This is a genomic window from Methylobacterium sp. DB0501 (genome assembly GCF_011043735.1).
Lineage (GTDB): Bacteria > Pseudomonadota > Alphaproteobacteria > Rhizobiales > Beijerinckiaceae > Methylobacterium > Methylobacterium alsaeris.
Window position 1 is genome coordinate 1 of the sequence record NZ_JAAKGV010000047.1, and the last position, 19,924, is coordinate 19,924.

The following is a 19,924-nucleotide window of genomic DNA, read 5'->3' on the forward strand; positions in this document are numbered from 1 at the left end:
GAGCGCCAGACCAAGCTTGTGGGAATCACCTCGGCGTGCATTGATTGCGTCGCGCTCGGCACCATCGAAGGTGAAAAATGCCTTCATCTCGAAGTCGCTGATATCGCGGGGGAGCCCACGCATCCCCAAAAACGTTGTGTGCCAACCCTGCATCGTGAACCTCAAAAGTGGGAGGCCACCATACCCGTTTACAAAGCGAACAGGAAAGTCAATGAAATCAACGGTCTACCCAGACCACCCCCGCGCCAGTGCTAGCTTTGCGTACCGTCACTTATTGCACTGAAAACGAGGAGACCCCGACACTGACCTTGAGCTGGTCGGCGACCAGTTTCAGCAAGGGCGGAAACGGCGGCTCATCGACGCCAAGGAGGATGCCGGGAAAGCGCAGGTAGCAGAGCTGAACTGCAAAGCCCAAGCGGTTCGCAGGCCCGCGCCGCTGCCGGATGATGGAGAGGTCGGTTTCGCTGAACGTGTAGTGACGGATCAACTCATCCTTGGTGTCCGGCAACGCCAGCAGGCTTTCGCGCTCGGCGGCGGACAGGATTGAACGACGTGGCATATTTACTGATCCGTTCTCAAGTATTGATACAGGGTTTCGCGACTGATTCCGAATTCACGAGCCAGCTTGGTCTTTTGCTCGCCAGCCTCGACACGTTGGCGCAGTTCGGCAATACGCTCAGACGACAGGGATTTCTTCCTGCCACGGTAGGCCCCGCGCTGCTTGGCGAGCGCGATGCCCTCGCGCTGCCGCTCGCGGATCAAGGCGCGTTCGAACTCGGCGAACGCGCCCATTACCGACAGCATCAGGTTCGCCATCGGCGAGTCCTCGCCGGTGAAGGTCAAATGCTCCTTAAGGAACTCGATGCGTACGCCGCGCTGGGTGAGGCCCTGCACCAGGCGGCGCAGGTCGTCGAGGTTGCGCGCCAGACGATCCATGCTGTGCACCACGACCGTGTCGCCTTCGCGCACGAAGGCGAGCAGCCGTTCCAGTTCGGGCCGCCGTGTGTCCTTGCCCGACGCCTTGTCGGTGAACACTTTATCCACCTGGATCTGTTCGAGCTGCCGTTCTGGGTTCTGGTCGAAGCTGCTGACGCGGACGTAACCGATGCGCTGACCGTGCAAGGTATCCTCCTGAGGGAAATGTGTCAGGAAGAAATCTATGACCCTTGACGGCGCATGTCAATCAATTCGGAAGGCAACTCTATTCTGACGATTTAGCGCCGGATGGTCTGACGCCAAGTTAGGGTATGCCTCAATCTGACGGTAGCGAGTCGCAGGCGTTCGGATCGGCATCGGTTTCGTTCCCTGTCTTGGCACGCGCTTCGAAGCGTTGATAACACTCCAACCCGCAGAAGTGCTCGACGTATTCCGCGCCTTCCGGGGTGAAGGCGGCATCGAGCGGGATTTCCTTGCAGCACACGCAGCAACTGGTGGTGGTCGAGTCACTTGCATTCATGGTGGCACCCCTCCATTGACTGACGAAGACGGCGAATGCCGCCGCCGGCATTGGCTTCGCGAACAGGAAGCCTTGTCCTGTGTCGCAGTCCGCTTGTCGCAATAGATCAAGACTCGCCGATGTTTCCACGCCTTCAGCCACCACATCCATGCCCAGCCCGTGCGCAAGCTGAATCACGGTGTGCACGATGGTTTGGTCGCGGCGGTCGTTGGCGAGCCCGGCGACAAACGATTGGTCGATCTTGAGCGTGCTGATTGGGCAGCACTTCAGATGTTGCAGACAGGAATACCCCGTCCCGAAGTCATCGGCGGCGAAGCGCACACCGATCTGCCGCAAGGCGTCCAGGGCGGGGAAGATCGCCGGATCACCAAACGCGACCGATTCGGTCAGCTCGATTTCGAGATACTCGGCGGGCAACTCGGCATCAGCCAGCACGCCCTTTACCCACCCGTCGAAGTCCGGTCCCACTTGGCTCGCCGAAACATTGACGGCCAGCCGGAACGGTCGCCATGCCAGCATTCGCCAGTCACGCATCTGGCGGCAGGCTTCGCCCAGCACCCAAGCGCCGATTTCAGGCATCAGGCCGGACGATTCGACCACGGGCAGGAACTGGCCCGGTGGCAATAGTCCAAGCGTCGGATGACGCCAGCGCAACAGGGCTTCCGCGCCGACAATCCCACCACTGCGCAGATCGACGACGGGCTGGTAGTGCAGTTCAAGCTGCCCGCGCTCGACCGCTTGGGCCAGTTCCGGCGTCGTCCATCCATCCGGCCGGGAAGCGCTCATTCTCTTTCCCTGAATGCCCGCAACGCCCGCGACAGGGACAGAAGGAACAGGCCGGTCAAACCGAGCGCCGCGATGACCCAATGCTCGCCGAGGAAAGCACCGGCGGTTGTGCCGGCCAGCACGACAGCGAGGATGGGCAGGTGGCAGGGGCAAGTCAGCACAGCCAGTCCGCCCCACAGGTAGCCGGTGATCGGTTTGTGCGTCTCGGACGGCAAGCGCTCGGGGTTGTTCATGGCAGACTCTCCGCGTGCTGTGCCGGCTCGGTCGGCAGGGTGGCCAACTGCACTTCCAGATCGGCCAACGCTTCGCGCCGACGCTCGACGAACTGACGCAGCAGGGCAAGCTGCGCGGCCGCTTCGTCGCCGTCCGCCGCATCCAGCGCCCGGCACAGCCGCGCCAGCGCGTCGAGGCCGATGCCCGCCTCGAAGGCCGCCCGCACGAAGCACAGCCGTTGCAAGGCGGCGTCATCGAACAAGCCGTAGCCGCCTGGTGTGCACGCCACCGGGCGCAGCAATCCGCGCAGCAGGTAGTCGCGCACGATATGCACGCTCACCCCGGCATCAAGAGCCAGCCGGGACACCGTGTAGGCGTTCATTGAACACCTCCTTTTTCTCACCCGGCGCAGCAGGAAAGCTGCTTCACATCCTTGTTGAAGGTCTGCGCCGCGAGCTTCAACCCCTCGACCATCGTCAGGTAGGGGAACAACTGGTCGGCCAGTTCCTGCACCGTCATGCGGTTGCGAATGGCCAGAGCCGCCGTCTGGATCAGTTCACCCGCTTCCGGCGCGACCGCCTGTACGCCGATCAGCCGATGGCTGCCTTCCTCGATAACCAACTTGATGAAGCCGCGTGTGTCGAAGTTGGCGAGCGCACGCGGCACGTTGTCCAAGGTCAAGGTGCGGCTGTCGGTCTCGATCCCGTCGTGGTGGGCTTCCGCCTCGCTGTAGCCCACGGTCGCCACTTGCGGATCGGTGAACACCACGGCCGGCATTGCGGTCAGGTCGAGCGCCGCATCGCCGCCGGTCATGTTGATCGCGGCACGGGTGCCGGCCGCTGCCGCCACATAGACGAACTGCGGCTGGTCGGTGCAGTCGCCGGCCGCGTAGATGTTCGGGTTGCTCGTGCGCATGCCTTGGTCGATGGCGATGGCACCTTGCGCATTGACAGTGACCCCCGCTGCGTCCAGCGCGAGGCTGCGCGTGTTCGGTGTCCGACCGGTGGCAACCAGCAGTTTGTCGGCGCGCAATTCACCGTGCGTGGTGGTCAGCACGAATTCACCGTCCATATGGGCGACCTGGCTGGCTTGCGTGTGCTCCAGCACCTCGATGCCCTCGGCACGGAAAGCGGCTGTCACCGCCTCGCCGATGGCCGGGTCTTCACGGAAGAACAAGGTATTGCGCGCCAGGACCGTGACCTTGCTGCCCAGCCGGGCAAAGGCTTGCGCCAGCTCCAGCGCCACCACCGACGAGCCGATTACGGCAAGGCGTTCGGGAATGGTGTCGCTCGCCAGGGCCTCGGTGGAAGTCCAGTAGGGTGACTCTTTCAAGCCCGGAATCGGCGGGACCGCCGGGCTGGCACCCGTGGCGACCAGGCAGCGGTCGAACATCACGACGCGCTCGCCACCCTCGTTCAAACGGACGGTAAGGCTCTGGTCGTCCTTGAAGCGCGCCTCACCGTGCACAACGGTGATGGCCGGATTACCGCCCAGGATGCCTTCGTACTTGGCGTGCCGCAGTTCGTCGACGCGGGCCTGCTGCTGGGCCAGCAGCTTACTGCGGTCAATCGTAGGCACAGTTGCCGCAATACCGCCATCGAACGGGCTTTCCCGGCGCAGATGGGCGATGTGGGCGGCGCGGATCATGATCTTGGACGGCACACAGCCGACATTGACGCAGGTGCCGCCGATGGTGCCGCGCTCGATCAGCGTGACCTGCGCGCCTTGCTCGACGGCTTTCAGCGCCGCCGCCATCGCGGCTCCACCGCTGCCAATGACCGCTACCTGCACCGGGGGCTCGTTGCCACTGTGCTTTTCGGCGGCGGCCATCCATCCCCGCACCTTGTCGAGCAGTCCGACGCGGTTGTCCGCCAGTGGCGCATCGGCTAGCGTTGCCTTGTAGCCCAGTCCGGCCACGGCGGCAGTCAGCGCGTCCGGCGATGTGCCCGGCACGATGGCGAGTTGCGCTGTGCCCTTCGGATAGGACACCAGCGCCGACTGCACGCCTGGCACTTTTTCCAGCGCTTCCTTGACGTGCGCCGCGCACGAGTCGCAAGTCATGCCGGTGATTTTTAGATGGGTCATGCAACAGATCCTTTATCGTTTGTGGCGCCAGACAATGACGTCCGTTGTGCTGCGGTGCCGTTTTCAGTGACTCACTGCTTGACGCTGGACGGATAGCCCGCGTCTGCGGTTGCCTTGGTCAGCTTCTGCACGCTGGTCTTGGCATCGTCGAAGGTGACGACCGCTTGGCGTGTCTCGAAAGTCACGTCAACTTTGCTGACGCCTTCGACCTTGGAAATCGCCTTCTTGACAGTGATCGGGCAGGCGGAGCAGGTCATGCCCGGTACGGACAGCGTGACGGTCTGGGTGGCGGCCCAGACGGGGGCAACAACGGCGGCGAGGGCGAGGGAGGCAAACAGTTTCTTCATGGTGAACTCCGATCAGTAGAAAAATGGCATGACGTAGGGAAATCCGAGCGCGACCAGAACCAGCGCGGCCACGATCCAGAAAATGAGCTTGTAAGTAGCTCGCACTTGGGGAATCGCGCAGACCTCACCCGGTTTGCAGGCCGCTGCCTGCCGGTAGATGCGCCGCCAGGCGAAGAACAACGCCACCAGCGCCACGCCGATAAAGATGGGGCGATAGGGTTCCAACACCGCCAAGTTGCCGATCCAAGCGCCGCTGAACCCCAAGGCGATCAGAACCAACGGCCCGAGGCAGCAAGCCGAGGCGAGGATGGCGGCAAGCCCTCCAGTGAAGAGCGCGCCGCGCCCGGTTTTTGGTTCAGACATGCGCTTGTCCTTTCGAATTGAAATTGGATAGCGTAACCTTACTTCCGTACTCATGTACGGAGTCAAGCGATATGGAAAACAATTTGGAGAACCTGACCATTGGCGTTTTCGCCAAGGCGGCCGGGGTCAATGTGGAGACCATCCGTTTCTATCAGCGCAAGGGCTTGTTGCTGGAGCCTGACAAGCCCTATGGCAGCATCCGCCGCTATGGCGAGGCGGATGTAACGCGGGTGCGCTTCGTGAAATCAGCCCAGCGGCTGGGCTTCAGCCTGGATGAGATCGCCGAGCTGCTGCGGCTGGAGGATGGCACCCATTGCGAGGAAGCCAGCAGTCTGGCCGAGCACAAGCTCAAGGACGTGCGCGAGAAAATGGCTGACCTGGCGCGCATGGAGGCCGTGCTGTCTGAGTTGGTGTGCGCCTGCCATGCGCGAAGGGGGAACGTTTCCTGCCCGCTGATCGCGTCACTACAGGGTGGAGCAAGCTTGGCAGGTTCGGCTATGCCTTAGCGTGCTTTATTTTCCGTTTTCTGAGACGACCCCTGCCTCGCCGGAAGTGGCGATGCTCGAGAAAAAAAGCCGCCTCGATCTCGGGCGGCTCCAGGGGAGGGCAGGGGGGCGATCACCGCTTGCAATGCACCAGGTCGTCGTTCACCCACGCACTTTCGACCAGGCCGTTTTCGCGCAGCTCGTCGCACGCTTCGCCTACCTGCTCGCGCCACTTCTTCGGCCGGGTGGAATCCGAGCCGCACATCAGCCGGAACGTCTCCAGCTTGAGCGGGTACGGCTCCTTGTGGGTGGCGAAGTAGTCGAACATGCGCCGCGCGGTGGGCGACAGCTTGCGGTACTTCTCCCACACGAATTTCGTGTAGTGGTCGCCGGCGAACAGCACCACGATTTCGGCGTCGATCTCGACCTGGCAGCGCGACGTGCGCTTGCCGCGATCCAGGACGCGGAAGCGCCGGATCAGCGACACCGATTCGAGCCGGCCGATGCGTTGGGATGAGAACTGCATGGCCGACGCCTGGAGCCGCGTCAGGCATTCCTCGGCCCTTGTGTAGTACCGACCGTTGATTGACCAGTCCAAGTCCTGGCAAAGCTCGTAGAACGTGAAGGAAACCGGCTCTCCGAGCGCGGTGCGCTTCGCGTACTCCAGCACCTGGGCGAATACCAGCTCGTCGTCGTCGGCGCGCAGCTCGATCCCGGTGTAGGTGATCTCCACGTCTTTGTTGACGTGGTAGATCGACTGGCCTTGCAGCGCGGCGCGCGGCACCTTCTTGTTGCGGACGGTGAAGATCGCCGACCGCCCGAAGTCGTTGGGCAGTGCCCGCATGTGATCCGGCCAGGGAGCCAGGTCGAACAGCGAGAGCTGCATGTCCTTGATCTGCTGCTTCGTGTGCTTGAGCAAGGCCGTCTGCTTGGCCTCGCTGACCTTCTCGGCCAGCTCACCGCCGGCCGTTCGCTTCTTGGTCGCCATCGCACTACTCCGTTTGTCCTGGGCCAGCGCGCCGATCTGCTCGGCCATCTTGTTCACGGCGGTGCGCGGTTCGGGCGGCAGGCCCATCGTGCGCGCAAGCTCGGCCGATTCCTGCGCCATGCGCTCGGATCGCTCGACGGCGGCACTTGCCGGCGTCGGTAGCTTCGGCGGCAAAGCCGCCTCGTTGTCGCCGGCCGTGGCCGGCAGCTCGAAGAGGGAACCGGCGGGGCGGAAGGCCCCGCCGGCGCTGCCCGAGTCCCTGCGAGCGGCGGCGGTACGGGCGGCAAGGTCGGTGGCGTCGGCTTCGCTAAGCCCGCCCTCGATGAGCTTGCGCCTGTATTCCTGCTCGTTGAACTCGTTCTGCATCTAATCTCCCTCCTAGCATACTGCCCGGCCGTGGCCGGGCCTGGCCTTACTGGCCGCCGCCTGGCGCTTTGGTGTCCAGGTATTCGATTTCCTCGGCGATGAAATCGAAGCCGTATTCGGTCTTGCCGTCCTTCTCGTACTTCGTCGGCTCGATGCGGCCCTGGACGAACACCTTGGAGCCTTTGCCCAGGTACTTGCCCGCGTTCTCGGCCAGGCCGCCGAACGACTTGATGCGGAAGAAGTCCGTCTGCTCCTGCTTCGCACCGGCTGCGTTGCGCCAGCAACGGATATAGCGAAAACCGCCACAATGGCCCATAATGCCGCTATCGAAGCGTGCCAATGCACGCCGATAGCGGACTTTTTGCGTTTCCGTAGCGCCGCTTAGTAGCGTTACATTTGCGATGAGAGGATTAGATGGACGAACACGATGCCAAAGACCTACCCCGAAGAGCTGGCTGAATGGGTGAAGGGACGGGAAGCCAAGAAGCCGCGCCAGGACAAGCACGTGGTCGCGTTCCTGGCCGTCAAGAGCGACGTTCAAGCGGCGCTCGATGCGGGCTATGCGATGAAAACGATCTGGGAGCACATGAAGGAAACCGGCCGGCTGCGCTGTCGGTACGAAACATTCACCCAGCACGTGAAGCGGTACATCAAGGCCGCGCCGGTAGCTTCCCCGCCGCCTCCCGCCACTCCCCCGGACAGCCAGCCCAAGGGCGCGAAGCCCGAGCCGAAGGCCGCCCCGCCGGCCTCGGAATCCAAGAGTGAGCCGCCCAAGATCGGCGGCTTCACGTTTGATGCGACTCCAAAGAAAGAGGATTTACTGTAATGGCGAAAATTCACATGGTTCTGCAAGGCAAGGGCGGCGTCGGCAAGTCGATGATCGCGGCCACCATCGCGCAGTACAAAGCCGGCAAGGGACAGAAGCCGCTTTGCATCGACACCGATCCGGTGAACGCGACGTTCGAGGGCTACAAAGCCCTCAACGTGCGCCGGCTCAACATCATGGACGGCGACGAGATCAACACCCGGAATTTCGACGCCCTGGTCGAGATGATCGCGTCGGCCGAGGGCGACGTCATCATCGACAACGGGGCCAGCTCGTTCGTGCCGCTGTCGCACTACCTCATCAGCAACCAGGTGCCGGCGCTGCTCCAGGACATGGGCCACGAACTCGTGGTGCATACGGTCGTCACCGGCGGCCAGGCCCTGGTGGACACGGTGAGCGGCTTCGCCCAGCTCGCCAGCCAGTTCCCGGCCGAATGCCTGTTCGTGGTCTGGCTGAACCCGTATTGGGGGCCAATCGAGCACGAGGGCAAGGGGTTCGAGCAGTTGAAGGCGTACACGACCAACAAGGGCCGTGTGTCCGCCATCATCCAGATTCCGGCGCTGAAAGAGGAAACCTACGGCCGCGACTTCGCCGAAATGCTCCAGGATCGGCGCACCTTCGATGAGGCCCTGGCCGATTCGGCGCTCACGATCATGACGCGGCAGCGGCTCAAGATCGTGAAAACCCAGCTCTTCGCCCAGCTCGAAAACGCGGCGGTGCTCTGATGGCGGCCGACGACAAGATCGAGGAGCTGATACGGGAGATCGCGGCCAAGCACGGCATCGCCGTGGGCCGCGACGATCCGATCTTGATCCTCCAGACCATCAACATGAAGCTGATGCAGGACAGCGCATCGGCCCAGCAGGAAATCTTGGACGCCTTCAAGTCGGAACTGGAGTCCATCGCCCACCGATGGGGTGATGACGCCAAGGGAAAGGCGGAAAGGACGCTCAACGCGGCGTTGGCGGCCAGCAAGGACGCCATGACGCGGGGAATGCAGGAGGGCGCGAAGGCGGCCGCCGAGGCCGTGCGGCGTGAGGTTGAGGCGGTGACGGCGCAGCTCGTCGCGCCGATCCGCGAGGCGCGGCGCGTCGCCATGATGAACATGGTCGCGGCCGGCATGGCGGTCGTGGCCGCCGGCCTGGCCCTGTGGGCCTCGCTGTAGATGGCGATGCGGGATCTCATCGTCAGAACTGGCGATGGTCGACCGCGCCGGCGGCATCGCCAGGTTCGGCGATGCTGGCCAGCTCCCGGCATCGTCGCTTGTGACGATGCTGCAGGATGATTCCACCAGGCCCTCGGCGGGCCTCCCTCGCCAGAAATGGCGATGCTCGAGAAAAAAGCCCGGCGACCGCCGGGCTTCGTTTTTATGCGGGCCTGGCTGACAGGCCCAAGGACTGCGATCTCCCTGGCCGCTCCTGGGCCTGGGATTGCTTGCGCTCCTGCTCCTGCTTGCGCATCAGCAGCTCATGCCGGCGGGCGGCCTCGCGCATGGCATCCCAATCGGAAGCCAGCTCGGGGTTCTCGGCGCGCATCTTGCGCGTCGCCAGCTCTTCGATCTTCGGCGAGTGCAGGCCCATGCCTTCCTTGATCTCGCGGACGGCCTCCAGGCGCGCGTGAAGCGTCTGCAAGCGGGCCTGCTGCTGCGCCTGCTGGTTCTGCCAGGCTCGCTTAGAGCCGGGCAAGGAAAGCCGGCCAGGCGCGGACGCCTGGGTCTGCTGCAAACGGGCCTGCTGCCGGTCGATCAGGTTTTCTAGCCTGTCCTCGATGTGCTCCACCTGGTCGTGCTTGGCCTGCACGTAGAGCGCCAGGGTTTCGGGGTAGGACTGCTCGACCGGGGCCGCCTCTAGGGTGGCCTGCTGCTCGATCTCGGCCGCCTGGGCGGCCTCCAGCAAGTCGGCTCCGGTGTCCTCGCGCGAAGCGCCGAAGGCGGCACCGCCGAGGGTGGCCGGCGCGCTGACGCGGGCCGGCTTGGTGGCGCGGCTCTCGGTGCCGCTGCCGGGGATGGTGAGTCGTTTCAAGGGCGTGCCTCCTTTTTAGCCGCTAAAGCTACATGGAGCGCCCCCGCGTCAGTTTCGGGGCCTCTGCGGCGACTGCCGCCTTGCCCTGGGCGTTGTAGCTGATGCTCTTTGCGCTCCCAATTTCAGGTACTTTATCGAAATCTGACCGAGCGTGCATGACAAAGTTCTTGCCGATCTGCTGGTACACGTTGGTGGCGTCGGCATGAACGATCACGCCGGCGTGGGTCTGCTTCTTGTCGGCCGCTTGGGCCGTGTACAGGTTGTAGATGCCGGGCTTCAACGCGCCCGCCTTGTCTACTTTCTGATTCGTCCAAGCGCCGTCCTTTTCGGCCTGAACGATGCGTTGACCGTTCATGACCAAGAGGCGTTCTTTCATCGGGCACTCCTATGGTTGCCGTAGTTCTCAAAAGGGTGATGGTGGCCCCATGCAAGCCGCGCTCCAACAAAAAAGCCGACCTCGGCAAAGCGAGGCCGGCTCTTCCCAGCGGCCGGGTTGTGCGTTTTGTCAGGGTTCCAGGGTAATTTTAAGGAAAACCAACCGATTTATCAGGTCTTTTTGCGTCCGCCGCTGGTCGGATCGGCCGCCCGGCCTTGCGCCATGACGGTTTCCAGGGCCTCCAGCCGGCCGCGAAGCCCGGCCGCTTCCTCGCGGGCCTGGGCAGCGTCGCGCTTCGCCTGGTCGCGCTCGCCCTGGGCGGCGGTCAGCCGCTCGGCCTGGCGGTGTGCCTCGGCCGCCATCGCCTTGCGCTGCTCCTGGTGGGCCTGCTCGGCCGCCTCGGCCTTGGCCTGCACCTTCACCAGCTCCGCGCGCACCTGGTCGCGCTCGGCGGCGGCCGCCTCGGTGGCCTTCCGCTGCTCGGCCTGAGCGGCGCGCGCCTGGTCGGTCGCCTGGTTCGCCCGCTCCAGGTCGGCACGCAGCTCGCCGGCGCGGCGCTCGATCTCGGCGGTACGGCTGTTCGCGGCCGCGAGGTCGGCCCGCAGGGCCTCCACCTGGTCGGCGCTGGCCGTGGCCCTCTCCTGGGCCTTGTCGCGCTCTGCGCGCGCCTGGCGGGCTTCCTGATGGGCGTGATCCAGCTCCGTGCGCAGCTCGCCGGCCCTGGCCTCGGCCGTGGCCGCGCGCTCGCTGGTCGCCGCGAGCTTGCCGCGCAGCTCGTCGGCCTCGCCCTTGGCGGCCGCCTCGACGGCCTCCAGGGCCGCGATGCGGGCCTTGGCCTCGTCCAGCTCGCCGGTGAGCTGGTCGGCCAGCTCTGCGGCTTCCTGGCGCGCTGCTTCCGTCTCCTGGCGCACGGCCTCCAGCGCCTCGCGCTCGGCGGCCAGGCGGTTGTTCGCCATTTCCAGCGCCACGGCCCACAAGTCGCCGCCCAGCTCGGCCAGCTTGTCAGTGATCGCCTGCGGTGCCGGCTCGCGGATCGGGGCGGCCTGGCTGGCCTTGCGTGCGCGCCACTCGTTCATCGCCTCGCTGATGGTGGTGAAGCTGCCGCTGCCGAGCTGCTTGCGCACGTTCGCCAGCGTGGGGTTCTGGCCGGCCGCGTCCAGTTCGTCGGCCACCGCAAATATCTGCTCCTTCGAGATCGCCATGTCGGGCCTCCTTTGGCCGGTTGTATGTTGTAGCGTGAAGCATACTACAACATACAACACTACGCAAGCGGTTTAGCTGAACTTTTTTTAGCGGCTAAAACGCGGGCAAAAAAAGCCCCGCTCGATGGCGGGGCGATGGGTGGGGGTCGGTGGTCGGCGATGCCCGGCGCTGGGCGTGTCAGCCCTCCAGCAGCGCGACAAGCTGCACGGTGCCAAGGTCGGCCTCGAACTCCTGGCCGTCATCCTCGTATTTGAGCCAGGCCCAGCCCTCGGCCGGGGGCCGGCGGTTGAGGATCAGCCGTGCCGGCCGGTCGTCGTGCTTGACCTGGATGATGGCCTTCTTGAGCTTGTCGGGGTCGGCCTCCTTCGGCTCCTTCTTCCCCTTGGCGTCATCATCCTGCGGCCCCTGCTCGCCGTCGCCGGCCTCGGCGTCGGTCTTGCCGGTCAGCGCATCGACGGTGTTGGGATCACGGTCGCCGTCCTCGTGACTGCGCTTGTCCTCCAGGAACTCGCGCAGCAGCTTCACCGAGCCGCGCGTCAGCTCCTGGCTGTCGTCGGCCAGCCAGGCGGCCACCTCGTCGGGGTTCTTCTTGTAGGCCGTCACCAGCTCGTTGATGACAGTCACGTCCTTGCCCCGGCCGCTATTGAACGCCTCGGCAATGGGTTCGGGCAAGTCCAGCAGCGTGACGTGCTGCGTGACGAAGGCCGGCGACTTGCCGATCTCCTTGGCGATCTCGCCCTTCTTCTTGCCCTTCGCCAGCTCGCGGCCGATGAAGTCGGCGATCTCACGCGCCGTCAGCTCGTTGCGTTGCAGGTTCTCGATAACCTGGTCGGCCTCGTTGTAGTCGTTGTCGATGAAGGCCGGGATCGTGGTCTTGTGCGCCCACTTCGAGCCGCGATAGCGCCGCGCGCCGTGGTTGATGAGGTAGCGCCCCGGTGCGTCCGGGTTCTCGCGCACGCTGATGGGCGACTTCACGCCGCGCGCTTTGATCGTCTCGCCGATCTCCGCGATGCTCTCCGGCGAGAAGCCGGGGTTGTCGGCCGTGCGCGGCTGGTGCGGGTCTTCGTCGATCAGGTCAAGCGGCAGCTCCTGCGGGCCTGCGCCGCCGGCGTTGGCCGCCGGCTGCTCGTTCAGCAGGCCGGCCAGGTCGCCCAGCCCGTCCAGGCCCAGCCCGGACGATTGCGGCTTGTCCTGCTCCTTCTTCTTGGCGTTGGTCTTGGCGCTCATTGCGCGATCTCCATCTTCGTGAACACGTAATCCGCCAGCGCACGCACCTCCTGGGTGGCCTTCCGCGCGGCGGTCTTCTTGATCTTCCACACCGGCATCTGCTCGCCCAGCGCCTCGGCGATGCTGTCACGCGCGCCGATGCTGAACGGCAAGATGAGCTGCGGGTATGCCTGCTGCAACGTCGCCAGGTTGTTGACGTGGCGCGGCTTCCGCGCGTCCACCTTGTTCGGCACCATGCCGAGGAAGCGCAGCTTGGGGTTCTGCTTGCGCAGGTTGCTGATGACCGCGACCATCTTCTTCATGCCCTGCAAGCTGTACGCCTCCATTTCGATGGGCGACAGCATGTAGTCGGCCGTCAGCACGGCCGCCGTCATGGCGACGCCAAGGGAGGGGGCCGTGTCGATCAGGCACACGTCGAAGAACTCGCCCAGCGCGGCCACACTGGCCCGCAGCGCGGCGGCCGCCTGGGAAAGCTCCATCTTGTCCAGGTTCGCCAGGTTGGCGTCTGCCGCGATCAGCGCCAGGCCGTCATCCTCCCGGTCAGCGAACCAGGCGCGCAGCTCGTCGCCGCCGGCGGTGAACATGCGACTGGCGGGATAGCCCGAGTCGTGGCCGGCCAGCGTCCAGCTCGCATTGCCCTGGGTGTCCAGGTCGATCACTGCAACCCGAAGGCCGCGCTCCTGGAAGTCGAACGCCAGGTGGCAGGTTGCGAACGTCTTGCCTTGACCGCCTTTCTGAATTGCCGTGACCAGTGTTTTCATGAGTTGGGTTCCTGTTTCCTCTTTCCCTTGGCGTCGGCTTCCCAACGCTTGACGATGAACGCTTGATGCTCCGGCAGTACCGCCGTCACCCGCTCGAAGCCCTGCGGGAGCACTTCCCCCGCCACTGCCCACACGCGGCTGACCGCTTGCGATACCGCCCCCTTGGTCAGCCCCAGCGAGGCCACAAACTCGGCCTGGGGCCTTCCATCGACCAGCACGCCGCGCGCTATGTCGATGGTCTGTTGCCCGATCTCCAGGCCCTTGATCGCCGCCTGGAATTGGGCTTCGGTTAGCCGTTTCTTCATGGAGAACACCCATATAAACTCCACACCCGGTTGTTGAACAAAAGGCGGTGCCAGCCGCCGACCATGTGCAGAAGTTTAGCTAAACTCGCCGCCCGCGTCAAGCGTTTTAGCGGCTAAAAATGGGCGCGTGATCTTCTTTCTTGGCGTTCAACCTGGCCGCGTCAGCGGCACTCATGAAGAACGTCATCAGCGGGCCGACCGTGCGGCTCGAACCGTTGGCAAAGCACACGTCGAACTGACCGCCGGCGGTGTGCGGATCGACGCCTTCCACCAGTCGCCAGGGGTCAAGGCCCCATTCCTCGGATTGCGCGCTGTACCAATAGGCCGGCGCATCGCCGTTCAAGTCGCTGGCCGCGTACTCGCGCACCAGGACGGCCACCCGGCCGGTGTTCGGCTCCACGAATCCCGGCGGGTAGGGTAGGGTCTGTTTTTTCATGTCAAAGCCCCTTCGGCTTGTAGATCGAAACGAAGTAGGTGATCGCGGTCAGCACCGCGAAGTACGCCAGGAACGACCAACCGGCATACACGCCAGGCGTGTTCCAGTGGTAGAGCATCCGCACGAACTGGAAGAAGGTGGCAATCGACAGCACCCACTTGAGGATCGGCCAGACCAGCACGGTCGCCACCCATACGAACTTGACCAGGCCGGCCAGCAGGCCAGCACCGGGGGCCTTGTTGGGGGCAGCAGACGCGGCGGCAGGCTCCACCGGCGCGGGCGCGGCGGGCTGCTCGATCTCCTTGGGGAACTTGATGATGTTGGACATAGCTTGACCCTCCACGCGCTTACGTGTTGAATGCTGGGTGCTCCCACTCGGAAGCATGGTTACGGTGTGCCAGCACCAGGCCAAGCGCCCCGGATCACTCCGGGGCGTTCCTCCACCTGGGGCCGCCCTTGATCTTGCCTCGGCTCACGCAATACTCCTTCTTGGCGTCCTCGATAGGCCCGGCCGTTGCCGACCGGGCCATGTGCTCTTACCAGCCGGCCCGGCGCTTGGCCTGCTCGACGGCTTCCATCGACCAATGGCCCTTGGCCTGCCCCTCCAGGGAGCATCCGGCGAAGTACGCCTTGCCGCGCAGTTCCTCGGCTTTGCACACCAGCTCGGCCGCCTCGGCCATCATGGCCGCGATCTCGTCACGGCGGGCCGGGAAGTCGGTCGCTGCCGCGCCCTCCAGCTCGTCAATCCAGGGCATAATCTTGTTGTCGCTCATCGGACTTTCTCCGGTAGTTGACCTGGGCAATGTGCCCGGCCTTCAAGTGCTATATTAGGGCAAAATGCCCTAGCCTATCAAGCACTTTAGCTAAACTTTTTTCGCTTTACCGGAATCCGAAGGCTAAACTTTAGCCGCTAAAACCTTTCCCTTGGCGTCAATCCTCTTTCCAGATCACGCCCAGCCCGGCCTGGTCGCACAGGATCGCCCATGCCGCATAGGGAATCGGGGTGTCCTCGCCGATCCAGCGGCGGATCGTGCGGTCGCCCTTCGCGCCCAGCCCCAGCGCCTTCGCGGCCTTGCTGCCGCTGAACCCGGCCAGGCGCAGCACCTCTCGGACTTCCTCGCCGGTCGGTTGCGCCCAGCGTTCGGCCGGCTTCAAGCACTCCAGCCGGATATTGGCGTCGTTCGTCATTCGTTCGTTCTCCTGGTCAAGTGATAAGCCGCAACTGGTCGAAGCCGTAGATCGACTGGATGCAGCTCGGGTCTGAATCGACCACGCGCCGGCCTGCGCGATTGGTCTTGTACGTTACCGGCCTGTCGTCGTGCGCCCACACCTGGCGGGTGTCGGGATGCACCTTCACGATGATGATGCGCTTGCCGATGTAGCGGTCGAAAACCGGGTGATGGACGCTCACGATCTCGCACCGCTGGCCGGGCTTGAACTCCACCAGGTCGGCCGGGCCTCCATCGCCATTCCTGGCGATGCTGCAGGTTGCCGCGCTCGCTCGCGGCATCGTTGTTTCCGGCGATACAGGCCCGCCCTCGCCCGGCTCGGCATCGTCGGCTTTGACGATGCTGCAGGTCATCGTCGTTTCTGGCGATGCGGGATCTCGCTCCGGGCCTGCGCCGGTGATTTTTCCCTTGGCGTCCAACCCGGCGGCCCTGGCCGCCTTGATCCTGGTCGCGGCCTCGGCCGCCCAGCGCCTGGCGATGAAGGCCCGATGCGAGGGCAGCACCACATCGACCAGGACGAACCCCGGCGGCACCAGGACGGTCGCCGGTGCGCGCCGCGCCGGCGGCTCCAAGCCGGCCAGCCAAGCGGGCAGGGGAGCATCGGCCAGGCGGTCGCGGTAGCTGGCCTCGACCATCACCGGGCGCTTCTTCTCGGCTCGCTGCGCAGCCAGGATGCCGCGCGCAACCTCGTCCACCGTCATGCAGCCCTGCGCCGTGTCGAAGTGCGAGCGGTAGCCCGTTTCGGAGATAAACGGCCTGTCCAGGTCGATGACGTGGAACTGGAAGTGGGCACCCAGCGGCCCGCCGTAGCCGGCCTCGTACTCCACCAGGGCGCGCATGTCGCCATCCGCGACCAGGAACTGGCCGCGCTGGCCCCACAAGGGCACGTCGCCAGGCACCGCCGCGCAATGGCGCTCGATGACCTGGCCGGGCGCGTCGTGGTCGGCCATGCTGCCCACGTGCGTTCCGCCGTTCATCTTCCAGATGACGGCCTCGTATCGGTCGCTGGCCGCCTCGGCGGCCGCACCGTCACCGCGCATGATCGCCGCGTCGATCTCCACCACGGCCGCCACGGCGGCGGCCAGCAGCTCGTCGCGGTCGGTGGGCAGCTCGGCCAGCAGCTCGGCCGCCGGCGCGTTCCAGTCCTGGCCCGGCTGGGCCGGCGTCTTGCGTTTCTTCGCCATCGGCCGGCCCCTCAAGTGTCAGCACGCCGCCACGCGATCACGTCGCGGGCTTCGTAGCCGTGGCGCTTGCAGTCGTCGCAGAATCCCGAGCTGAACCCCTTGTGGTTCGTGCCGATCCATGCGGCCGGCTTGCCGCATTCGTGGCCGTAGGTGCCCGGCTCGGCGTTGTGGCACTTGCCGTCCGTCGCGTAGCTGTTCGTCGGTGCCTGGGGAGCGTTGTTCCTGGTCATGGTCGCCTCCTGGAAGCCCCGGCCGAAGCCGGGGCCGCCCCTCATCAGTCAATAGCCCGGTAGATCGCGGCCGCCTCGGCGTGGCTGGCTGCGAAGCCGCGCAGGAAGTGATAGCGGTCGATCAGGGCATCGCCGGCGTCCGTGTCGGCGGCCTCGGCCGCGAGCTGACCCAGCGCGAACAGGGTTGCGACAATGCCGGCGGCGTCGGCCGACAACTCGCCTCGGAAGCCGTTGCCGTCCACCTCGATCTCCAGGCGGTCGGCCAGGTCGGGGGCCATGTAAAAACCGCCGTCCGACAAGGTGTAGTAGTGCCAATACGCGCCGCTGTAGCGTTCGCAGAGCCGGCGAAGCCAGGCATACACCAGGGCCTCGCCGCGCATCATCAGACGCGGGCCGAAGTAGGCGGGCAGGAAGTCGAGGCGCTGGGCCTCGGCGACCAGGGAAGCGGTAACGGGTTGCTCTTGGGTGTTCATCGGACTTTCTCCGGTAGTTGACCTGGGCGAAATGCCCGGCCTTCAAGTGCTATATTAGGGCAAAATGTCCTAATCGTCAAGCACTTTAGCTAAACGTTTTAGCCGCTAAACCTTGCCCTTTCCCTTGGCGTGCATTACAATGTAATTCACGAACCCAACCGGAGAACCAATCATGGCTGCAAACCAGCTCGTACAAACGCGCATCGACGGCGCGATCAAGGAAGAAGCGGCGGCCGTCCTGGCCGCGATGGGCCTTACCGTGTCCGACGCGGTGCGGCTGCTGCTCACGAAGGTGGCCCAGGACAAGGCGCTGCCCTTCGAGCCGCTGATTCCGAACGCCACCACCATCGAGGCGATGAAGGAAGCCCGCAAGGGCAAGCTGCCGCGCTTCGCCACCGTCAACGATCTGATGGCCGATCTGCATGCGGCAGATTGAGCGCACCGGCCAGTTCAAGCGCGACTACAAGCGCGAGGCGAAAGGGCAGCACCGGGCCACGCTCGACGCCGACCTGGTGCCCGTCCTGGTCGCGCTCGCCGACGACCAGCCGCTGGAACCTCGGCACCGCGACCACGCGCTGACCGGGGACTGGAAGGATCACCGGGATTGCCACGTCAAGCCCGACCTGGTGCTGATCTACCAGAAGCCCGACGCCGACACGCTGCGCCTGGTGCGCCTCGGCTCTCACTCCGAACTCGGCTTGTGATCGGCGCGGGCCTGGCCCCGCGTCTCACGTTTCATTGACACTTGAGGGGCGCTTTCCGCGCCACCGGCCGAGCTGGCCGACCCCCTTCCTTGGCGTAAAACCTGCGGCGGTGGAGCTGCTGCGATGCTTGAGGATCGCGCGGCCGGTCGAACCGCGGCGACCTGGTTGGGGAGTGTGAGGGGGCTTTGCCCCCTCGCAAGCTCTCGAACTTACTGCCTTCCGCCAGGCGCTTGCGCCTGGCTCTCCTAAGCCGTAGCGCCGAAGGCGCTCCATTGTGGGGTGAGGCCGCAAGGCGGCCGAGGGGCGTAGCCCCTGGGGGGATGGGAGGCCGCTTGCGGCCGGGTGGGATCGAGAAGGGGGGTTTCCCCCCTTCGGCGGCCGGTCATGCTGCGCGGTAGCTTGGGCCGTGTTGCCGTTTTTTTCGCCAGCCTCTGGTTAAAACTACCTGGTTATATAAAAAGGTTATAAAGACGGTTAAAAACCTGGTTAGCATGACCGAAAAACGCGCGTAAACCGTTGTCACGCCAAGGAAAAGCGCGAAGAGGCCGCCCCTCAAGTGTCAATGGATAAGCCCCCCATGTGTCAATACGCTGCCCCTCAAGTGTCAAGAACCGCGCCCCTCAAGTGTCAGTAGGGCCGCCCCTCAAGTGTCAATACCGGGGCAGGGTTCCTAACAGGGTTATCCACAACTTCGGTGGATAACTCCATGCCGATCAGGCACTTAGGCCGCCTCGGCGGCCGCCTGGACGGCTCGACCAGGCCGAAATCGGCCGCTGCCCCCCAAGTGTCAACATCGCGCCGGCCCCGCTGCCCCTCAAGTGTCAACGTCAGGGCTGCGCCGGCCGGCCTCGGCCGACTTGTCCCGAAACTGTCCACAACGGCCGCGCCGGTGGGGCAGGGCAGGGAAGGCCCGTCAGGGCCGCAAAGCCCAGCGGCGAGGGCCACCGGCCCGGTGAGCGTCGGGAAGGCGCTGGAAGCCCGCCAGGGGCGAGACGGGCGGCTCTGCCGCCTGGCTCGATGCGCAGCACGACATAGCCGGTTCTCGCGGCCGCCGGCCGGGAGAATCCCCCGCAGCTCGGCCCCTCAAGTGTCAAAGGGTGGATCTCATCGTCAGAAGCGGCGATGCGAGATCCAGCGCCGGCGTCGGCCGTCATCGTCGGAACTGGCGATGGGGCCCTCGGTTCATCGTCAAAGGTGGCGATGGTCGACCGTGGCCAGGACGTGGCCAGCCTCGCCGGAAGTGACGATGCTGCAGCTCGACGTGCGCGAGCTGGTGCGCGGTACTGCCTGGGGTCGCCTCAGAAAACGGAAAATAAAGCACGCTAAGCCGGTTGCAGCGGTCGTAGCGGCCTGAACTTGCCCGCGCCGATCTTGGCGCTGCTGCGCCAGAGGTAATCGCCGGTGAGGTTGATGTGCTCCCAACCGAGCGGCGACAGGTACTGCAACAGCGCGTCATCAACGGCATGGCCGTTGCCACGCAGCGCGTGCGCAGCCCGTTCCAGATAGACCGTGTTCCACAACACGACGGCAGCCGTTACCAGATTGAGGCCGCTAGCCCGGTAGGGGTCTCCTCGTTTTCAGTGCAATAAGTGACGGTACGAAAAGCTAGCACTGGCGCGGAGGTGGTGTTGGTAGATCGTTGATTTCATTGACTTTCCTGTTCACTTTCAAATCTGCGATTCGTGGCGTCAAACCGTGGTCGGTTTCATCCATTGGTGCCAGTTATCGATGCATTTGGCCGCGAAGGCAGGATTTGGTCAGCATAGCGGTCAACCGGGAAGCGAAACACACCCCGCAAGTTGATGCTCTCCAGCCTGGTGGGCGCAATCTTCCCGATCAGTTCCGGTGGAATGACCTGGC

Annotated in this window: 29 protein-coding genes and 2 pseudogenes; 6 read left to right on the forward strand and 25 right to left on the reverse strand. The window is 64.7% G+C overall.

From position 1 onward, the window contains the following. The 9 genes and pseudogenes from G4G93_RS34125 to merT all read right to left on the reverse strand — a co-directional run. A partial coding sequence (locus G4G93_RS34125) for a DUF4158 domain-containing protein (protein WP_134626507.1) occupies positions 1–153 on the reverse strand: 153 nt, incomplete at its 3' end. A gap of 145 nt (positions 154–298) precedes the next feature. After that, positions 299–559: pseudogene (locus G4G93_RS34130) on the reverse strand (DUF4158 domain-containing protein); the annotation flags it as partial. Positions 560–561: 2 nt separating this feature from the next. Further along, a complete protein-coding gene (locus G4G93_RS34135; RefSeq protein ID WP_003124096.1) occupies positions 562–1,122 on the reverse strand; it encodes a recombinase family protein in 561 nt (186 codons plus the stop codon). Between the two features lie 130 nt (positions 1,123–1,252). Next, complete coding sequence (locus G4G93_RS36345; RefSeq protein WP_031942807.1) at positions 1,253–2,242, reverse strand: DUF3330 domain-containing protein; 990 nt, start codon at positions 2,240–2,242, stop codon at positions 1,253–1,255. Then, the gene (gene merE, locus G4G93_RS34145) at positions 2,239–2,475 is read right to left on the reverse strand and encodes a broad-spectrum mercury transporter MerE (protein ID WP_003132004.1); all 237 of its coding nucleotides are present in this window, start codon (positions 2,473–2,475) and stop codon (positions 2,239–2,241) included. Before merE ends, G4G93_RS36345 begins: the two co-directional genes overlap by 4 nt. Next, on the reverse strand, positions 2,472–2,837 hold the full coding sequence (gene merD / locus G4G93_RS34150) for a mercury resistance co-regulator MerD (RefSeq protein WP_000995360.1): 366 nt from the start codon (positions 2,835–2,837) through the stop codon (positions 2,472–2,474). The genes merE and merD overlap by 4 nt, the downstream gene beginning before the upstream one ends. A gap of 17 nt (positions 2,838–2,854) precedes the next feature. After that, positions 2,855–4,540, reverse strand: coding sequence for a mercury(II) reductase (merA, locus tag G4G93_RS34155; protein WP_003158917.1), 1,686 nt, complete (start codon positions 4,538–4,540; stop codon positions 2,855–2,857). A gap of 71 nt (positions 4,541–4,611) precedes the next feature. Continuing rightward, positions 4,612–4,887: a mercury resistance system periplasmic binding protein MerP gene (merP, locus tag G4G93_RS34160; RefSeq protein WP_003131987.1), complete on the reverse strand. Its 276-nt coding sequence runs from the start codon at positions 4,885–4,887 to the stop codon at positions 4,612–4,614. A gap of 12 nt (positions 4,888–4,899) precedes the next feature. Beyond that, on the reverse strand, positions 4,900–5,250 hold the full coding sequence (gene merT / locus G4G93_RS34165) for a mercuric ion transporter MerT (RefSeq protein WP_003131974.1): 351 nt from the start codon (positions 5,248–5,250) through the stop codon (positions 4,900–4,902). A gap of 71 nt (positions 5,251–5,321) precedes the next feature. Between merT and G4G93_RS34170 the strand changes: the two genes are divergently transcribed. Then, positions 5,322–5,756: a mercury resistance transcriptional regulator MerR gene (locus tag G4G93_RS34170; RefSeq protein WP_003131969.1), complete on the forward strand. Its 435-nt coding sequence runs from the start codon at positions 5,322–5,324 to the stop codon at positions 5,754–5,756. A gap of 112 nt (positions 5,757–5,868) precedes the next feature. Here the strand turns inward: G4G93_RS34170 and trfA are convergent, their stop codons facing one another. Beyond that, complete coding sequence (trfA, locus tag G4G93_RS34175; RefSeq protein ID WP_011114072.1) at positions 5,869–7,089, reverse strand: plasmid replication initiator TrfA; 1,221 nt, start codon at positions 7,087–7,089, stop codon at positions 5,869–5,871. A 46-nt stretch (positions 7,090–7,135) separates the two neighbouring features. Next, a complete protein-coding gene (locus G4G93_RS34180; RefSeq protein WP_246737183.1) occupies positions 7,136–7,429 on the reverse strand; it encodes a single-stranded DNA-binding protein in 294 nt (97 codons plus the stop codon). Between the two features lie 87 nt (positions 7,430–7,516). Between G4G93_RS34180 and G4G93_RS34185 the strand changes: the two genes are divergently transcribed. The 3 genes from G4G93_RS34185 to G4G93_RS34195 are packed head-to-tail and all read left to right on the forward strand — an operon-like array spanning position 7,517 to position 9,080. Beyond that, complete coding sequence (locus G4G93_RS34185; protein ID WP_001127128.1) at positions 7,517–7,915, forward strand: TraK family protein; 399 nt, start codon at positions 7,517–7,519, stop codon at positions 7,913–7,915. Then, the gene (locus G4G93_RS34190; protein WP_011114058.1) at positions 7,915–8,640 is read left to right on the forward strand and encodes an ArsA-related P-loop ATPase; all 726 of its coding nucleotides are present in this window, start codon (positions 7,915–7,917) and stop codon (positions 8,638–8,640) included. Before G4G93_RS34185 ends, G4G93_RS34190 begins: the two co-directional genes overlap by 1 nt. Continuing rightward, on the forward strand, positions 8,640–9,080 hold the full coding sequence (locus G4G93_RS34195) for a conjugal transfer protein TraM (protein ID WP_000718516.1): 441 nt from the start codon (positions 8,640–8,642) through the stop codon (positions 9,078–9,080). The genes G4G93_RS34190 and G4G93_RS34195 overlap by 1 nt, the downstream gene beginning before the upstream one ends. A 202-nt stretch (positions 9,081–9,282) precedes the next feature. Here the strand turns inward: G4G93_RS34195 and kfrC are convergent, their stop codons facing one another. The 13 genes from kfrC to G4G93_RS34260 form a co-directional block, all read right to left on the reverse strand. After that, entirely contained in the window at positions 9,283–9,936 is a 654-nt protein-coding gene (gene kfrC, locus G4G93_RS34200; RefSeq protein ID WP_000826922.1) for an IncP plasmid survival protein KfrC, read from the reverse strand. Positions 9,937–9,964: 28 nt separating this feature from the next. Continuing rightward, a complete protein-coding gene (kfrB, locus tag G4G93_RS34205; protein ID WP_000664557.1) occupies positions 9,965–10,312 on the reverse strand; it encodes an IncP plasmid survival protein KfrB in 348 nt (115 codons plus the stop codon). A gap of 170 nt (positions 10,313–10,482) precedes the next feature. Beyond that, a complete protein-coding gene (locus tag G4G93_RS34210) occupies positions 10,483–11,514 on the reverse strand; it encodes a DNA-binding protein (RefSeq protein ID WP_011114059.1) in 1,032 nt (343 codons plus the stop codon). Positions 11,515–11,692: 178 nt separating this feature from the next. After that, positions 11,693–12,742: a transcriptional repressor gene korB gene (locus G4G93_RS34215; RefSeq protein ID WP_011114060.1), complete on the reverse strand. Its 1,050-nt coding sequence runs from the start codon at positions 12,740–12,742 to the stop codon at positions 11,693–11,695. Continuing rightward, complete coding sequence (locus G4G93_RS34220; protein WP_011114061.1) at positions 12,739–13,503, reverse strand: ParA family protein; 765 nt, start codon at positions 13,501–13,503, stop codon at positions 12,739–12,741. Before G4G93_RS34220 ends, G4G93_RS34215 begins: the two co-directional genes overlap by 4 nt. Then, positions 13,500–13,808, reverse strand: coding sequence for a transcriptional regulator KorA (locus G4G93_RS34225; protein ID WP_011114062.1), 309 nt, complete (start codon positions 13,806–13,808; stop codon positions 13,500–13,502). Before G4G93_RS34225 ends, G4G93_RS34220 begins: the two co-directional genes overlap by 4 nt. Before the next feature lie 106 nt (positions 13,809–13,914). Further along, positions 13,915–14,244: a DUF2761 domain-containing protein gene (locus G4G93_RS34230; RefSeq protein WP_011114064.1), complete on the reverse strand. Its 330-nt coding sequence runs from the start codon at positions 14,242–14,244 to the stop codon at positions 13,915–13,917. A gap of 1 nt (position 14,245) precedes the next feature. After that, a complete protein-coding gene (kleE, locus tag G4G93_RS34235; RefSeq protein WP_011114065.1) occupies positions 14,246–14,572 on the reverse strand; it encodes a KleE stable inheritance protein in 327 nt (108 codons plus the stop codon). A gap of 208 nt (positions 14,573–14,780) precedes the next feature. Beyond that, entirely contained in the window at positions 14,781–15,017 is a 237-nt protein-coding gene (gene kleA, locus G4G93_RS34240) for a stable inheritance protein KleA (protein ID WP_011114066.1), read from the reverse strand. 157 nt (positions 15,018–15,174) lie between these two features. Further along, entirely contained in the window at positions 15,175–15,432 is a 258-nt protein-coding gene (korC, locus tag G4G93_RS34245; RefSeq protein WP_011114067.1) for a transcriptional repressor KorC, read from the reverse strand. A gap of 16 nt (positions 15,433–15,448) precedes the next feature. After that, positions 15,449–16,657: a hypothetical protein gene (locus G4G93_RS34250; RefSeq protein ID WP_011114068.1), complete on the reverse strand. Its 1,209-nt coding sequence runs from the start codon at positions 16,655–16,657 to the stop codon at positions 15,449–15,451. Between the two features lie 11 nt (positions 16,658–16,668). Continuing rightward, complete coding sequence (locus G4G93_RS34255; protein WP_012478187.1) at positions 16,669–16,887, reverse strand: hypothetical protein; 219 nt, start codon at positions 16,885–16,887, stop codon at positions 16,669–16,671. Positions 16,888–16,931: 44 nt separating this feature from the next. Next, positions 16,932–17,360, reverse strand: coding sequence for an antirestriction protein (locus G4G93_RS34260; RefSeq protein WP_011114069.1), 429 nt, complete (start codon positions 17,358–17,360; stop codon positions 16,932–16,934). Between the two features lie 172 nt (positions 17,361–17,532). Here G4G93_RS34260 and G4G93_RS34265 point away from each other — a divergent pair, with 172 nt between their 5' ends. Both G4G93_RS34265 and G4G93_RS34270 read left to right on the forward strand, forming a co-directional pair. Further along, on the forward strand, positions 17,533–17,796 hold the full coding sequence (locus tag G4G93_RS34265) for a type II toxin-antitoxin system RelB/DinJ family antitoxin (protein ID WP_011114070.1): 264 nt from the start codon (positions 17,533–17,535) through the stop codon (positions 17,794–17,796). Further along, positions 17,783–18,064 carry a type II toxin-antitoxin system YafQ family toxin gene (locus G4G93_RS34270; RefSeq protein ID WP_011114071.1) on the forward strand — a complete coding sequence of 94 codons (282 nt, stop codon included), beginning with the start codon at positions 17,783–17,785 and terminating at the stop codon, positions 18,062–18,064. The genes G4G93_RS34265 and G4G93_RS34270 overlap by 14 nt, the downstream gene beginning before the upstream one ends. A gap of 1,322 nt (positions 18,065–19,386) precedes the next feature. Here the strand turns inward: G4G93_RS34270 and G4G93_RS34275 are convergent. Then, a pseudogene (locus G4G93_RS34275) lies at positions 19,387–19,626 on the reverse strand (Tn3 family transposase); the annotation flags it as partial. Between the last annotated feature and the right edge of the window lie 298 nt (positions 19,627–19,924).